Source organism: Cellulomonas fimi, assembly GCF_028527925.1.
Taxonomy (GTDB): Bacteria; Actinomycetota; Actinomycetes; order Actinomycetales; family Cellulomonadaceae; genus Cellulomonas; species Cellulomonas fimi_C.
This window is the reverse complement of record NZ_JAPESW010000001.1, coordinates 57669-72494: the sequence shown is the minus strand read 5'-3', so window position 1 is coordinate 72494 and position 14826 is coordinate 57669. Positions and strand designations below refer to the sequence as shown.

The following is a 14826-nucleotide window of genomic DNA, read 5'->3' as shown; positions in this document are numbered from 1 at the left end:
CCCGGGGTGACGGGCGCCACGGCGGAGACGGGGGTCGGGCGGGTAGAATCGTCCGGCGCCACGTCCCGGCGCGCTCCCCACCTGCGAAAGCCGAGTACACCCATGCCTGAGTCCACGACCGTCACCGGCGTGCGCGCCGACCTGCGCAACGTCGCGATCGTGGCCCACGTCGACCACGGGAAGACCACCCTCGTCGACGCGATGCTGTGGCAGTCCGGCGCCTTCGGCGAGCACGCGCACGTCGACGAGCGCGCGATGGACTCCGGCGACCTGGAGCGCGAGAAGGGCATCACGATCCTCGCGAAGAACACCGCGGTCCGGTACGCCGGTCCCGCGGCGGCAGCGGCGGGTCAGCCCGACGGCATCACGATCAACGTCATCGACACCCCGGGCCACGCCGACTTCGGCGGCGAGGTCGAGCGCGGCCTGTCGATGGTCGACGGCGTCGTGCTGCTCGTCGACGCGTCCGAGGGCCCGCTCCCGCAGACCCGCTTCGTGCTCCGCAAGGCGCTCGCCGCGAAGCTGCCCGTCATCCTCGTGGTCAACAAGGTCGACCGCCCCGACGCCCGCATCGAGGAGGTCGTGCACGAGGCGACCGACCTGCTGCTGGGCCTCGCGTCCGACCTGCACGAGGAGGTCCCGGACCTCGACCTCGACGCGATCCTCGACGTGCCCGTCGTCTACGCCGCCGCGAAGGCCGGCCGCGCGTCGCTGAACCAGCCCGCCGACGGCGGCCTGCCGGACTCGGAGAACCTCGAGCCGCTGTTCGCGACGATCCTCGAGAAGATCCCCGCCCCGACGTTCGACGAGGGCGCGCCGCTGCAGGCGCACGTCACGAACCTCGACGCCTCCCCGTTCCTCGGCCGCCTCGCGCTGCTGCGCATCTTCAACGGCACGCTGCGCAAGGGCCAGACCGTCGCGTGGGCGCGGTCCGACGGTTCGCTCCAGAACGTCCGCATCACCGAGCTCCTCGAGACCAAGGCGCTCGAGCGCGTCCCCACGGAGTCCGCGGCGCCCGGTGACATCGTCGCCGTCGCGGGCATCGAGGACATCACGATCGGCGAGACGCTGACCGACCCCGACGACCCGCGCCCGCTGCCGCTCATCACGGTCGACGACCCGGCCATCTCGATGACGATCGGCATCAACACGAGCCCGCTCGCGGGCAAGGGCGGCAAGGGCCACAAGGTCACCGCGCGCCAGGTCAAGGACCGCCTCGACAAGGAGCTCATCGGCAACGTGTCGCTCCGCGTCGTCCCGACGGACCGCCCCGACGCGTGGGAGGTCCAGGGCCGTGGCGAGCTCGCGCTCGCGATCCTCGTCGAGCAGATGCGCCGCGAGGGCTTCGAGCTCACGGTCGGCAAGCCGCAGGTCGTCACGAAGAAGGTCGACGGCCAGGTGCACGAGCCCGTCGAGCGCATGACGATCGACGTCCCCGAGGAGTACCTCGGCGCGGTCACGCAGCTCCTCGCGCAGCGCAAGGGCCGCATGGAGACCATGTCGAACCACGGCACCGGCTGGGTCCGCATGGAGTTCCTGGTCCCCGCGCGCGGCCTCATCGGTTTCCGCACGCGGTTCCTCACCGACACGCGCGGCACCGGCATCGCGTCGTCCATCTCCGAGGGATACGAGCCGTGGGCCGGCCCGATCGAGACCCGCCAGTCGGGCTCGCTCGTCGCCGACCGCGCGGGCGTCGTGACGCCGTTCGCCATGATCAACCTGCAGGAGCGCGGCTCGTTCTTCGTCGACCCCACGCAGGAGGTCTACGAGGGCATGATCGTCGGCGAGAACTCCCGCAACGAGGACATGGACGTCAACATCACCAAGGAGAAGAAGCTCACCAACATGCGCTCCTCCACGGCGGACAACTTCGAGAACCTCGTCCCGCCGCGCAAGCTCACGCTCGAGGAGTCGCTGGAGTTCGCGCGCGAGGACGAGTGCGTCGAGGTGACGCCCGAGATCGTGCGCATCCGCAAGGTGGTGCTCGACCAGACCGAGCGCGCCCGCATCACCGCGCGCAACAAGAAGTCCTGACGCCGGTGGCGCCGGTCGGCGGCCTCGTCGCGGTGCACGCGCACCCCGACGACGAGACCCTGTCGACCGGCGCCCTGCTCGCCACGTGGGCTCGCGCCGGACTGCCGGTCACCGTCGTCACGTGCACCCGCGGGGAGCGCGGCGAGGTCATCGGGGACACGCTCGCGCACCTCGAGGGCGACGGTCCGGCGCTCGCCGCCCACCGGGAGACCGAGCTCGCCGCCGCGCTGGCGTCCCTGGGCGTGTCCGACCACGTCTTCCTCGACGCGACCGCGCCCGCGGGGGAGCGGTTCGAGGACTCGGGCATGGCCTGGCTCGACACCGGGCGTGCGGGCGTGGCGGCCGACCTGCCCGACCAGGCCTTCGTGGGCGTCCCCGTCGAGAAGGCCGCCGCGCTGCTCGCCGACGTCCTGCGGGCGCGCCAGCCCGACGTGGTCGTCGCCTACGAGCCCGACGGCGGCTACGGCCACCCCGACCACGTCCACGCGCACCGCGTGACGATGCGCGCCGTCGACCTGGTCGCGGCCGACGACCTGCACCCGACCGTGCTGTGGGCCGCCCAGCGGCGCACGCACCTGCGGGCCGCGTACCGCGCGCTCGCGGGTGGCTCCGTGACGCTCGCACTGGGCGACGAGCGGGCCGACCTCACCCTGCCCGACCCCGACGGCGCCCTCCCGTCCGTCGCGGTCGACACGCTCGACCTCGCGGTCGACGTGCTCCCCGTCCGCGACGCCGTCCTGGGCGCGATGCGGGCCCACGGGACGCAGGTCCGCGCCGTCCGCGCGCTCGACGGGACGCCCGGTCTGGTCGGCTGCTACGCGCTCAGCAACGACGTGCTCGCGCCCGTCCTGCCCGTCGAGGGGTACCGGCTCGCCGCCGGCCGCGTCGACGTGCTCGCCGGGGCGCCCGGCGTCCGGCCGGTAGCCTGACCGCCGTGCAGCCACTGAGCACCGACGTCCTCACGAAGGCCGCGTCCACGTTCGTCCTCGGCCTCGTCGTCGGCGCCGTCGGCACCGCGATGCACCGCAGCGCGCAGCCGTGGGGCCTCGTCCTGTGCCTGCTGCTCGTCGCGTGCGCCGGGTTCCTCTCCCGTGCGTGGGGCGGTGGTGTCGCGCTCGCCGGGCTCGCGGGCGGCATGTTCCTCAGCGTCACGACCCTGTCCCGCTCGGGCCCCGGCGGTGACGTCCTCGTCCCCGCGCAGCAGGGCATCGGCTGGGCCTGGGTCGTCGGCGCCGTCGTCGCGCTCGTCGCCGCCGCAGTCGCGCCCCGCGCGCTCTTCCGCGACGAGCCACGCGGCGAGCGGCCGCGTCCGGTGCCGTCGGGGGACGTGCCGGAGCCGCGGACCGAGCAGGTCGCCGGCCTCGTCGAGGGTGCTCCGGCGGCCGGCACGGTGTCGTCGCGCGACGGCGAGCCGGGTCGCGAGGGGCGAGGGCCGGACGGGGCGACGCCGGACGCGGCGCGATGACCGACGACGCGACCGTCGCGTCGGACGACTTCCGCTCCGCCGTCGGACGGCTGCCGGCCGGGGTGGCCGTCGTGACGCTGCGCTGGCGGGGGACCGACCACGCGGCGACCGTGGGCAGCGTCGTCTCGGTCTCGCTCGACCCGCCGCTCCTCCTGTTCTGCGTGCACGTCGACGCGCGGCTGCGCGACGCCCTCGACGACGTCGACACGTGGGCGGTCTCCGTCCTCGCCGACGACCAGGCGCCGACCGCCGACTGGCTCGCGTCCGCCGGCAGGCCCGCGTTCGACCAGCTCGCGCGCGTGCCGCACCGCAGCGCGCCCGTGTCCGGTGCGGCGTGGCTCGACGGTGCCGCCGCCTGGTTCGACTGCCGGACGACCGACATCCACCGGGCGGGCGACCACGACGTCGTCGTGGGCCGCGTGCTCGCCGTCGCCCAGGGGGATCCCTCCGCCGGCGGCCTCGTCCACCTGCGCGGACGCGTGCGCCCGGTCCGCTGACGTCATCCGGGGACGTCCACGCCCACCGCGCCGCGGGTCGAACGGTGGCGGACGTGCGCGGGTGCTGTGCGTGCCGGGTGAGAACCGCCGACGCGCGGCCCGTCCCACCTCGTCGCCTCAGGCGCGCACCGTAGAATCGCGCGGGCGCGTGACAGCGTCCAGCCACGCGCGCCGACGTGCGCATCAGCAGGGGAGCAGGATGACCGAGCGGACCGACCGCGACAACTCCGTGCGGCCGGGGACCCCCGCCGCCGAGGCCGACGTGACCACGCCCGAGGACGCCACGCGTCGGCCCGGCGAGGACGCGGCCGAGGCCCCGACGCCGCCCGCTGCCGAGCTCGGCGAGTCCGACGACGTCGTCGGTGACGGCACGGCCACCGAGGACGTGCCCGCGAGCGACGAGGTAAGCCCCGACGGCGAGGCGGGCACGGACGAGGCGAGCGTCGTCGACGCGCCCGCCACGGACGAGCCGGGGCTGGACGACGAGACCCGCGCGGATGAGGCGAGCGTCGTCGGCGAGTCGGACAGGGGCGAGGCGAGCGTCGTCGGCGCGTCGGCCGCGGGCGACGAGAGCGTCGTCGACGAGCCCGGCACGAGCGAGGCGGGTGCGGACGACGAGACCCCCGCGGGCGCGGCGAGCGTCGACCGCGAGTCCGCCAGGGGCGAGGCGGACGTCGTCGACGAGTCGGCCACGGGTGACGCGAGCGTCGACGCCAAGGCCGCCGCGGACGCCGTGACCGTGGTCGACCAGCCCACCGCCGACCAGCCGGTCGCGGTCGACGCGGCCGCCGGTGGCCACGGCGCCGACGAGGTGCGTGACGCCGCCGACCGTGCGACCGAGGTGGATCCCGCCACGGACCGCGCCGCCGAGAACAGCCAGGGGCCCGCCGACGTCGACGCCCCGACCGACCGCGGAGCGGACGGAGCGGCCGCCGGCGAGGACGCCCCCACGCAGAGCACGGCTTCCCGGGTCCAGCCCGTCGCTGCGAGCACGGCGGACGCGGAGGAGCACGGTCCGAGCGCCGCCGCCGAGGCGTCCGACGCCGTCCCCGCCACCGAGGACGGCCGGGCCGGATCGCACACCTCCGCTGCAGCCGCCCCCGTCTCGGAGGGACAGGGCGCCGAGTCGTCGACGGACACCACGGCCGACGACTCCGCCCCGGCGACAGAGGCGGCGCCCGCCGCCGCGACGGTCTGGCCCGTATGGGGCGCGCAGTCGGCGTCGCCGAGCGCGCCGTCGGACGCGAACACCGTCCCGCAGACGCAGCAGGCCACGACCACGTCCGGTGACGGTGGCGCCGCGACGATCGGCGACACCGCAACCGCCGGCGACACCGCAACCGCCGGTGACACCGCAACCGCCGGCGACGCCGGGACCGTCGGCGACACGTCCACCGTCGGCGACACGGCGACCGACGGCGACGTCGCGATCGTCGGCGACGCGTCCGCTCCCTCGGTCCCGCCGTCGGCCGGGGCGACCGGTCCTGGCACGATCGCCGCGGCGGAGCGCGACGACACGACCGCGGGCGGCGCCGAGCCGGCGGACGCTGCCACGCGTGCCGTTCCTCGCGTGACCAGCGACGCGACGGCCTCGGTGGACGGTGCGCCCGCGTCGCCGCTGGCCGGCCGGCCGAGCCCGGGCGGCCCGACGGCCACCCCGGCAGGCACGCCGGCGTCGCCCTCCGCGCCCGGCGGGGAGTCCTCGGCCGCTCCGGCGCAGGCGGCCGCGACGTCTCCCGCTGCTCCGACGGCGAGCGCCCCCGTTCCCCCGGCTGCTCCGGCGGCAGCCGTCGCTCCGGCGGCGGCTCCGAGTGATCCGGCTGCTGCGGCGGCGGCACCCGCCGCTCCGTCCGCGGCGGCTCCGGTCCCTCCGGCGGCTTCGACCGCGGCCGCGCCGGTGCTCCCGGCTGCTCCGCCCGCGTCCGCGACGACGCCTCCCGATGCCGCGCCCGCATCGGCGGCGCCGGTCCCGCCGGCGGCCGCAGCGGCGCCCGCCGAGCGGACGGTGCCGCCGCCCTCGACGCCCTCGACCTCGCAGGCCTCTCCGACGTCGTCGGCAGGTGACGCGACGGCGGTGATCCCGCCGACGGCACCGGCCCCCCAGCCGGGAGCCCGGCCGGGTCCGGCGGCCGAGTCCACGGCCGTGCTCCCCGCGTCGGGCGCGGCGTCCTCGGCCGCCCCGACGCGCCCCGCCGCGGCCGGCGAGCCGACGGCGGTGCTTCCCCCCACGGCGCCCGCGCCGCACGGGCCGGCGGCCGCGGCCGCGGGTGCTGCGGCGGCGAGCGGTGGCGCCTTCGCGCCGATCGGGTCGCGCGGCCCGGACCCGCTCGCACCGCGCATCGCGTCAGGCCCGGTCCCGCACCGTGAGGACGACCGTGAGGCGTCGCCGCTCGACGTGTTCGAGCCGGACGACGGGCGGCGGCGCTGGGTGCGGCCCGTGCTGGTGATCGCGGGGATCCTCGTCGTGCTGGGCGGCCTGTACGTCGGCGCGTCGTTCGCGCTCGCCGACCGGGTGCCGCGCGGTGCGACGGTCGCGGGCGTCGACGTCGGCGGGCTGTCGTCGTCGGAGGCGGTGGACCGGCTGGAGGAGTCCCTCAGCAGCACCGCCACGGAGCCGGTGCCGGTCGAGGCGCAGGACGTGCAGGCGTCGGTCGACCCGGCGACCGCGGGCCTCGCGTTCGACGCGCAGGCGACGGTCGACCGGATGACGGGCGTGGACCTCGCGGACCCGCTGCGGCTGTGGGACCAGGTCGTCGGGGTCGGGGCGCAGACGCCGGTGACGCGGGTCGACGACGCTGCGCTGTCCGCCGCGCTCGAGGACCTGGGCTCGTCGCTGGTGCTCGCGCCGGTCGACGGGACCATCGTGTTCGCCGACGGCACGGCGAACGCCACGCAGGCGACCGACGGCTGGGAGCTGGACGTCGACGGCGCGTCGCAGGTGCTGCACGAGAGCTGGCTCGACGGTGCGCGCCCGCTGACGCTGCCGACCACGACGGTCGAGCCGGCGATCACGCAGGCGGAGACGGACGCGGCGCTGGAGGTCGCGAAGAAGGTCGCGTCGGGGCCCGTGTCGGTCACCGTGGGCGACCGGTCGACGACGCTCGAGCCGGCGACCGTGACGGCGAACGCGTCGTTCGTCCCGGTGGACGGCGACCTGGTGCTCCAGATGAACGGCGAGGCGCTGACCGCCGCGGTCCTCGAGGAGCTGCCGGACCTGCTGACGGCGTCGGAGGACGCGCACTTCGACCTGTCGTCGGGGACGCCGGTGATCGTGCCGGGCACGCCGGGCACGACGCTGGACCCGGCGTCGCTCGCGACGGCGGTCGCGGACGCGGCGGTGGCGAGCGAGCGCTCGGCGACCGTCGAGCTGGTGCAGGCGGACCCGGCGGAGTCGACGGCGGAGCTCGAGGCGCTCGGCATCAAGGAGATCGTCTCGGAGTTCTCGACGCCGCTGACGTCGGAGCCGCGCCGCACGCAGAACATCGCGAACGGCGCGTCGAAGATCAGCGGCACGCTGATCCGCCCGGACGAGACCTTCAGCCTGACGGAGGCGCTGGGTCCGGTGGACGCGGCGCACGGCTTCGTGCAGGCGGGTGCGATCGTGAGCGGCGAGCACGTCGACGCGTGGGGCGGCGGCCTGTCGCAGATCTCGACGACGACGTACAACGCGGCGCACTTCGCGGGGTTCGAGGACGTCGAGCACAAGCCGCACAGCGAGTGGTTCGCGCGCTACCCGGAGGGCCGTGAGGCGACGATCTTCACGGGCACGCTCGACATGCGCTGGAAGAACAACACCCCGTACGGCGCGCTGGTGCAGTCGTGGGTCGAGGGCGGCCGCGTCTACGTGCGCATCTGGGGCACGAAGTACTGGACCGTGGAGTCGACGACGAGCCCGCGCTCGGGCGTCGTCGCGCCGACGACGGTCTACTCGCAGTCGCCGACGTGCGAGCCGCAGTCGGCGGGCAACCCGGGCTTCTCGGTGACGGTGACGCGCAAGCTGTACCTCAACGGCGAGCTCAAGGACACGGACACGAACTCGTGGCGGTACAAGCCGCAGAACAAGATCGTGTGCGGCGCCCCGCCGACGGCCACCCCGCCCGCGACCCCCTGACCGACCGTGCGCGAACCCGCCGAGGCTGCTGCCCGGCGGGTTCGCGCGTGCCTGGCCGCAGTCGGCGCGCGCCGGTCAGCGCGGCCGGCGCGGCGGCGGGGGCGGGACGCGCTTGGCGAGGACCACGTCCGCACCCGGTACGTCGACGTCACCGCCGCGCGTGCGCACGGTGAGGCCGTCGTCGTCGCAGCGCAGGACCTCGCCGAGGACGTCGGTCAGCCGCGGCTCGCCCGGAGCCGGTTCGTCGTCGCGTCGGCGTCGCACGACCACGCGCTCTCCGGGGTGCAACGCGCGCCAGTCGAGGCTCACCGAACCACCTGGCCGACCGCGCTCGGCGACCGTCGGGCTCCTCGCCGTGGACACGACCTCACGTGCGCTCGCATGTGGGGGATACTAGGCAGACCCCCTGCGCGTTGGAGGACGCACCGTGACCTACGTCATCGCCGAACCTTGTGTGGACGTCAAGGACAAGGCGTGCATCGAGGAATGTCCCGTGGACTGCATCTACGAGGGCAAGCGGTCGCTGTACATCCACCCCGACGAGTGCGTGGACTGCGGGGCCTGCGAGCCGGTCTGCCCGGTCGAGGCCATCTACTACGAGGACGACGTCCCCGAGCAGTGGAGCGAGTACTACAAGGCGAACGTCGAGTTCTTCGACGACCTGGGCTCGCCGGGCGGTGCCGCGAAGATGGGTGAGATCGACAAGGACCACCCGATCATCGCCACGCTGCCGCTGCGCGTGCACGGCGACTGACGCCACCTGCGTGGGCTTCCTCACCGGCGCGCTGCCGGACTTCCCCTGGGACACGCTCACCCCGTACGCCGAGCGGGCGCGCGCCTACCCGGGGGGGATCGTCGACCTGTCGGTCGGCACGCCGGTGGACCCGACGCCCGCGGTGGTGCGTGACGCGCTCGCCGCTGCCGCGGACTCGCCGGGCTACCCGCTGACGCACGGCACGGCCGACCTGCGCGAGGCCGTGGTGCGCTGGTTCGCGCGACGCCGCGGCGTGCCGGGGCTGGACCCGGCTGCGGTGCTCCCGACGGTCGGCTCCAAGGAGCTCGTCGCGCTGCTGCCGTCGCTGCTGGGCCTGGGCGACGGTGACGTCGTGCTCCACCCCGCGACGGCGTACCCGACGTACGACGTGGGTGCGCGGCTCGCGGGTGCGACGCCGGTCCCGACGGACGACCCCGCGGAGGTGCTCGCGGACGCGTCGACCGGCGGTGGCGTGCGGCTCGTGTGGCTGAACTCGCCCGGCAACCCGGACGGCTCGGTGCTGGGTGTCGATGACCTGCGGCGCGTGGTCGACGCGGCGCGCGCCGCGGCGGAGCGTGACGGCCGGCCGGTCGTGGTCGCGTCCGACGAGTGCTACGCCGAGCTCGCGTGGGACGAGCCGTGGGCGTCGTCGGGCGTGCCGAGCGTGCTCGACCCGCGCGTGACGGGCGGCGACCTCACGGGGCTGCTCGCGGTGTACTCGCTGTCGAAGCAGTCCAACCTCGCGGGCTACCGGGCGGCGTTCGTCGCGGGCGACCCGGCGCTGGTCGCGCGGCTGCTCGAGCTGCGCAAGCACGCCGGCATGATCGTGCCGGGGCCCGTGCAGGCGGCGACGACGGCCGCGCTCGCCGACGACGAGCACGTCGCCGAGCAGCGCGAGCGGTACCGGCGGCGCCGCCGGCTGCTGCGCGGCGCGTTCGAGGAGGCCGGTTACGTCGTCGACCGGTCGCACGCCGGGCTGTACCTGTGGGTGCGTCCCGATGGCGGGGGCCAGGACTGCTGGTCGACGGTGGGCGACCTCGCCCAGCAGGGGATCCTGGTCGCGCCGGGTGCGTTCTACGGCGCGGCGGCGGCCGGGCACGTGCGGGTCGCACTGACCGCCTCGGACGAGAAGGTCGCCGAGGCGGCCGCGCGCCTGACCGGCGCATGAACCACGTCGTCGACGGTCTGTGAGGACCGTCACACCGGGACCCAGGTCCCGTCACGGATTGGTCACGGCAGGCTAGCCGCAGGTACCGTCAAGGCTGGCCAACGAGGGCCGGAGCAGCTGGCCGAGCAGGCCGCACGAACCGACCGCCGGACGCCCAGCGCATCCCCTGGGCCAGGGTCGTCGCAGGAAGGAACCACCATGTCGGACGTCGTCACCGCGCCGGTCCAGCTGATCGTCGACGGCCAGTCCCGCGACCTGCCCGTCGTGACCGCGTCCGAGGGGAACGACGGGATCGTCGTCTCCTCGCTCCTGCGCGACACGGGCCTGGTCACGGTGGACCCGGGCTTCATGAACACCGCCTCGTGCGAGTCGAAGATCACGTACATCGACGGCGACGAGGGCATCCTGCGCTACCGCGGCTACCCGATCGAGCAGCTCGCGGAGCAGTCGTCGTTCCTCGAGGTCGCCTACCTGCTCATCCACGGCGAGCTGCCGTCGCCGTCGGAGCTCGAGGCGTTCGAGGAGCGCGTCAACCGGCACACGCTGGTGCACGAGGACTTCCGCACGTTCATGGGGACGTTCCCGCGCAACGCGCACCCGATGGCCGTCATGTCGTCGGCGCTCAACGCGCTGTCGACGTTCTACCCGGAGTCGCTCGACCCGCACGACCCCGAGGCCGTCGAGCTCGCGACCGTCCTCATCCTCGCGAAGACGCGCACCATCACGTCGTACGTGCACCGCACGTCGAAGGGCGAGCCGCTGCTGTACCCCGACTACTCGCGCGGGTACGTCGAGGACTTCCTGCGCATGACGTTCGCGGTGCCGTACCAGCAGTACGAGCCGGACCCGGTCGTCGTGCAGGCCCTCGACAAGCTGCTCATCCTGCACGCCGACCACGAGCAGAACTGCTCGACGTCGACCGTCCGCATCGTCGGCTCGTCGAACGCCAACCTGTACGCGTCGGTCGCGGCCGGCATCAACGCGCTGTCGGGCCCGCTGCACGGCGGCGCGAACGAGGCCGTGCTGAAGATGCTCGACGAGATCAAGGCGAACGGTGGCGACGCGACCGCGTTCATGAAGCGCGTGAAGGACAAGGAGCCCGGCGTCCGCCTCATGGGCTTCGGCCACCGCGTCTACAAGAACTACGACCCGCGCGCGGCGATCGTGAAGGAGAGCGCCGACGCGGTGCTCTCGGCGCTCGGCAAGAACGACGAGCTGCTCGACCTGGCCCGCGGTCTCGAGGAGATCGCGCTCAACGACGACTACTTCGTGTCGCGCAAGCTCTACCCGAACGTCGACTTCTACACGGGCCTCATCTACAAGGCGATGGGCTTCTCGGAGTCGATGTTCACGCCGCTGTTCGCGCTGGGTCGCATGCCCGGCTGGATCGCGCAGTGGCGCGAGATGATGAACGACCCGCAGACGAAGATCGGCCGCCCGCGGCAGGTCTACACGGGCGCGACCGAGCGCGACTACACGCCCGTCGCGGACCGCTGACGCCCCACCTCACCTGCACGCGACGGCCCGGCACGCACGACGTGCCGGGCCGTCCGCGTAACCACCGAGCCGCGGCCGCGGCCGCGGCCGTCGCGGCACGGGCGGCGGCTTGTCGGACGGGTGGCGCTCTGCCGCGCGGGTGGCGGTGTCGGGCGGCGCCGCGCCTCAGGGCGCGAGCGTCAACCTGACCTGACCCGTCGCCGGCGAGTCCGCGGCCGTCGCGGCCGTCCAGGACGCCTCGGCGCGGTCCCACACCTGGCCGGCGGTCGCCACCTGCGTCAGCCCGAGAGGTTCGGCGACGGCGACGGCCCACTGCGCGACGGACCACCCGAGCCGTTCGACGGCTGCCTCGTCGGGTGCGGAGAGCGGCACGACGTCGATCACGACGTCGACGGCGCCGTCCTCCCGCGGGGCCGACGTCACGGGCAGCTCGCCGAGGTCGCGGTGCAGGCGCGCGGTGACGGCGTCCACGCTGCCGGTGCCGGGCACCGGGTCGCGGAGCGTGCAGGACAGCGAGGCGGGCGACCAGCCGGTGAGCGCGGACGCGTAGGCGCGGGCGCGGACCTCGTGCTGGGCGTACGCGTCGGGGAAGCCCGAGCGCTGCACGGCCTGGGCCGCCTCGGTGATCGGCAGCTCCTCGTAGCCGGGGACCTGCACGAGCCGGTCGTAGAAGATCCCGGTCGCGTAGACGGGGTCCTGGACCTGCTCGGGCGTGCCCCAGCCCTGCGACGGCCGCTGCTGGAACAGGCCGAGCGAGTCGCGGTCGCCGTAGTCGACGTTGACGAGCTTCGACTCCTGCAGTGCCGTGGCCAGGCCGATCGTCACCGCGCGGGCGGGCAGGCCGCGGCGGACGGCGGTCGCGGCGATGAGCGCGGCGTTGTCGGCCTGCTCCGGCGACAGGAACCACGCCGTGCCGTCGACGGTCGCGGCGCAGCGCTGCACGACGGGCGGCGCCTCGTCCTGCAGGCGCAGCACGGTCACGACCGCCGCGACGCCGCCGCCGAGGGCGACGACGAGCGCGACGGCCAGGCAGCCGGCACGTCCTGCGCGGCGCCGCCGGGGGCGTCGGCGGGCCACGGCGTCAGTTCGCGTGCAGGGCGGCGTTGAGCTCGACGCCCGCGCCGGCGCGCGCGACGGCCTCGACCCCGCCCGTGAGCGAGTTGCGGCGGAACAGCACGCCGTGCGCGCCGGAGAGCTCCCGGGCCTTGACGACGCGCGGCTCGGCACTCGGGTCGGGCGTGCCGTCGGGAGCCCAGCCGAGCAGCGTGACCTTGGTGCCCGCGGTGACGTAGAGGCCCGCCTCGACGACGCAGTCGTCGCCGAGCGGGATGCCGAGCCCGGAGTTCGCGCCGAGCAGGCTGCGCCGCCCGACCGACACGACGACGCGGCCGCCGCCGGACAGCGTGCCCATGATCGACGCGCCGCCACCGACGTCGGAGCCGTCGCCGACCACGACGCCGCCGGAGATGCGGCCCTCGACCATCGACGTGCCGAGCGTCCCGGCGTTGAAGTTGACGAAGCCCTCGTGCATGACGGTCGTGCCGCTCGCGAGGTGCGCGCCCAGGCGGACGCGGTCGGCGTCGGCGATGCGCACCCCGGACGGGACGACGTAGTCGACCATGCGGGGGAACTTGTCGACGCCGAGGACGGTGACGGGGACGCCGGTCGCGGCGCGCAGGCGCGCGCGCGTCGTCTCGAAGCCGTCGACCGCGCACGGTCCGCGGTCGGTCCACACGACGTTCGGCAGGACGCCGAAGATCCCGTCGAGGTTCTGCCCGTGGGGCTGGACCAGGCGGTGCGACAGCAGGTGCAGGCGCAGGTAGGCGTCGGCCGTGTCGGCAGGCGGGGCGTCGAGGTCGACGACCGTCCGCACGACCTGCACGCGCACGCCGCGGGCCTCGTCGACGCGCTCGCCCGCGACGAGCTCGGCCGGGGCCGTCGCGTCGGCGGGCGGCTCCCCGAGCGCGGGAGCGGGGTACCAGGTGTCGAGCGTCGTGCCGTCGCCGGCGACCGTGGCCAGGCCGAAGCCCCAAGCCGTGCGTGCTGTCATGCGGACAACCCTAGACAACGTGCAGGCGCTTACCGTGCGGTAGCCCCCCGCGACGGGCCGAGCGTGGCCGCGCACCGCGACGTCGCACGCCCCGAGCGTGCCGCGCCGGACGGCTAGGGTCGACGCGTGACCTCGCCGACGACGCCCGCCCCGGACCCGACGACGCCCGCCCTGGACCTGCGCGCCGACCTGCTCACTCTCACGCGCGCCGTGTGCGACGTGCCGTCGGTGAGCGGCGACGAGACGGCGATCGCCGACGCGGTCGAGGCGGCGCTGCGCGCGTACCCGCACCTCGAGGTCCTGCGCGACGGCGACGCGGTCGTCGCGCGCACGCACCTCGGCCGCCCGACGCGCGTCGTCGTCGCGGGGCACATCGACACGGTGCCGCTCGCCGACAACCTGCCGACCCGCGTGGAGGGCGAGGGTGCCGACCGGGTCGTGTGGGGCCGGGGGACCGTCGACATGAAGGCGGGCGTCGCGGTGCAGCTCGCGCTCGCGGCCGAGCTCGACGCTCCGACGCACGACGTCACGTGGGTGTTCTACGACCACGAGGAGGTCGACGCGGACCTCAACGGCCTGGGCCGGCTCGTCCGGACGCACCCGGAGTGGCTCGCGTGCGACTTCGCGGTGCTGTGCGAGCCGACCGCGGGCGGCCTCGAGGGCGGCTGCAACGGCACGCTGCGCGCCGAGGTGCGCCTGGCGGGGGTCGCCGCGCACTCGGCGCGCGCCTGGACGGGCCGCAACGCGATCCACGCCGCCGGTGAGGTGCTGCGCCGGCTCGAGGCGTACGAGCCCGCGTCGGTCGAGGTCGACGGTCTCGTCTACCGCGAGGGCCTCAACGCGGTGCTGATCTCCGGCGGCACGGCCGCGAACGTCATCCCGGACGCGTGCGTCGTGACCGTGAACTACCGGTTCGCGCCGTCGCGGACCGTCGAGGTGGCCGCTCAGCACGTGCGCGACCTGTTCGACGGCTACGACGTGGTCGTGACCGACGCGGCGCCGGGCGCCCGACCGGGGCTCGACCACCCCGCCGCGGCCGCCTTCGCCGACGTCGTGCTCGCCGTGACCGGGGGTGTGCCGGCGGCCAAGCTCGGCTGGACCGACGTCGCACGGTTCTCCGCGCTGGGCGTCCCGGCCGTCAACTTCGGGCCGGGCGACCCGCTGCTCGCGCACAAGGCCGACGAGCGCTGCCCGGTCGACCAGATCGAGGTGTCGCACGCCGCGCTGCGGGCGTGGCTCACGGCCTGACG

Annotated in this window: 12 protein-coding genes; 9 read left to right on the top strand and 3 right to left on the bottom strand. The window is 75.0% G+C overall.

The annotated features are described in order from the left end of the window. The first annotated feature begins 102 nt into the window (after nucleotides 1–102). The 5 genes from typA to OMK64_RS00300 all read left to right on the top strand — a co-directional run bounded on the left by typA (nucleotide 103) and on the right by OMK64_RS00300 (nucleotide 8107). Complete coding sequence (typA, locus tag OMK64_RS00320) at nucleotides 103–2034, top strand: translational GTPase TypA (protein WP_272725966.1); 1932 nt, start codon at nucleotides 103–105, stop codon at nucleotides 2032–2034. Nucleotides 2035–2039: 5 nt separating this feature from the next. Beyond that, nucleotides 2040–2963, top strand: coding sequence for a PIG-L family deacetylase (locus OMK64_RS00315; RefSeq protein WP_272725965.1), 924 nt, complete (start codon nucleotides 2040–2042; stop codon nucleotides 2961–2963). Nucleotides 2964–2968: 5 nt separating this feature from the next. Beyond that, nucleotides 2969–3499 carry a hypothetical protein gene (locus tag OMK64_RS00310; RefSeq protein WP_272725964.1) on the top strand — a complete coding sequence of 177 codons (531 nt, stop codon included), beginning with the start codon at nucleotides 2969–2971 and terminating at the stop codon, nucleotides 3497–3499. After that, entirely contained in the window at nucleotides 3496–3996 is a 501-nt protein-coding gene (locus OMK64_RS00305) for a flavin reductase family protein (RefSeq protein WP_272725963.1), read from the top strand. The genes OMK64_RS00310 and OMK64_RS00305 overlap by 4 nt, the downstream gene beginning before the upstream one ends. A gap of 199 nt (nucleotides 3997–4195) precedes the next feature. Next, nucleotides 4196–8107, top strand: a complete 3912-nt coding sequence (locus OMK64_RS00300) for a VanW family protein (protein WP_272725962.1) — start codon at nucleotides 4196–4198, stop codon at nucleotides 8105–8107. A gap of 75 nt (nucleotides 8108–8182) precedes the next feature. Here the strand turns inward: OMK64_RS00300 and OMK64_RS00295 are convergent, their stop codons facing one another. Continuing rightward, nucleotides 8183–8416 carry a putative acetyltransferase gene (locus OMK64_RS00295; RefSeq protein ID WP_272725961.1) on the bottom strand — a complete coding sequence of 78 codons (234 nt, stop codon included), beginning with the start codon at nucleotides 8414–8416 and terminating at the stop codon, nucleotides 8183–8185. 118 nt (nucleotides 8417–8534) lie between these two features. Between OMK64_RS00295 and fdxA the strand changes: the two genes are divergently transcribed. The 3 genes from fdxA to OMK64_RS00280 all read left to right on the top strand — a co-directional run bounded on the left by fdxA (nucleotide 8535) and on the right by OMK64_RS00280 (nucleotide 11526). Continuing rightward, nucleotides 8535–8861, top strand: a complete 327-nt coding sequence (fdxA, locus tag OMK64_RS00290; RefSeq protein ID WP_013772042.1) for a ferredoxin — start codon at nucleotides 8535–8537, stop codon at nucleotides 8859–8861. 10 nt (nucleotides 8862–8871) lie between these two features. After that, on the top strand, nucleotides 8872–10029 hold the full coding sequence (dapC, locus tag OMK64_RS00285) for a succinyldiaminopimelate transaminase (protein ID WP_272725960.1): 1158 nt from the start codon (nucleotides 8872–8874) through the stop codon (nucleotides 10027–10029). A 198-nt stretch (nucleotides 10030–10227) separates the two neighbouring features. Beyond that, the gene (locus tag OMK64_RS00280) at nucleotides 10228–11526 is read left to right on the top strand and encodes a citrate synthase (RefSeq protein ID WP_272725959.1); all 1299 of its coding nucleotides are present in this window, start codon (nucleotides 10228–10230) and stop codon (nucleotides 11524–11526) included. A 165-nt stretch (nucleotides 11527–11691) separates the two neighbouring features. Here OMK64_RS00280 and OMK64_RS00275 read toward each other — a convergent pair whose 3' ends face one another. Then, entirely contained in the window at nucleotides 11692–12603 is a 912-nt protein-coding gene (locus OMK64_RS00275) for a hypothetical protein (RefSeq protein WP_272725958.1), read from the bottom strand. Between the two features lie 4 nt (nucleotides 12604–12607). After that, the gene (dapD, locus tag OMK64_RS00270; RefSeq protein ID WP_272725957.1) at nucleotides 12608–13576 is read right to left on the bottom strand and encodes a 2,3,4,5-tetrahydropyridine-2,6-dicarboxylate N-succinyltransferase; all 969 of its coding nucleotides are present in this window, start codon (nucleotides 13574–13576) and stop codon (nucleotides 12608–12610) included. Nucleotides 13577–13702: 126 nt separating this feature from the next. Between dapD and dapE the strand changes: the two genes are divergently transcribed. Then, complete coding sequence (gene dapE / locus OMK64_RS00265) at nucleotides 13703–14824, top strand: succinyl-diaminopimelate desuccinylase (RefSeq protein ID WP_272725956.1); 1122 nt, start codon at nucleotides 13703–13705, stop codon at nucleotides 14822–14824. Nucleotides 14825–14826 lie beyond the last annotated feature (2 nt).

Coding starts and splice junctions, on each gene's coding strand:
- typA (WP_272725966.1), top strand. CDS start 103: ATGCCTGAGTCCACGACCGTCACCGGCGTGCGCGCCGACCTGCGCAAC.
- OMK64_RS00305 (WP_272725963.1), top strand. CDS start 3,496: ATGACCGACGACGCGACCGTCGCGTCGGACGACTTCCGCTCCGCCGTC.
- OMK64_RS00300 (WP_272725962.1), top strand. CDS start 4,196: ATGACCGAGCGGACCGACCGCGACAACTCCGTGCGGCCGGGGACCCCC.
- OMK64_RS00280 (WP_272725959.1), top strand. CDS start 10,228: ATGTCGGACGTCGTCACCGCGCCGGTCCAGCTGATCGTCGACGGCCAG.
- dapD (WP_272725957.1), bottom strand. CDS start 13,576: ATGACAGCACGCACGGCTTGGGGCTTCGGCCTGGCCACGGTCGCCGGC.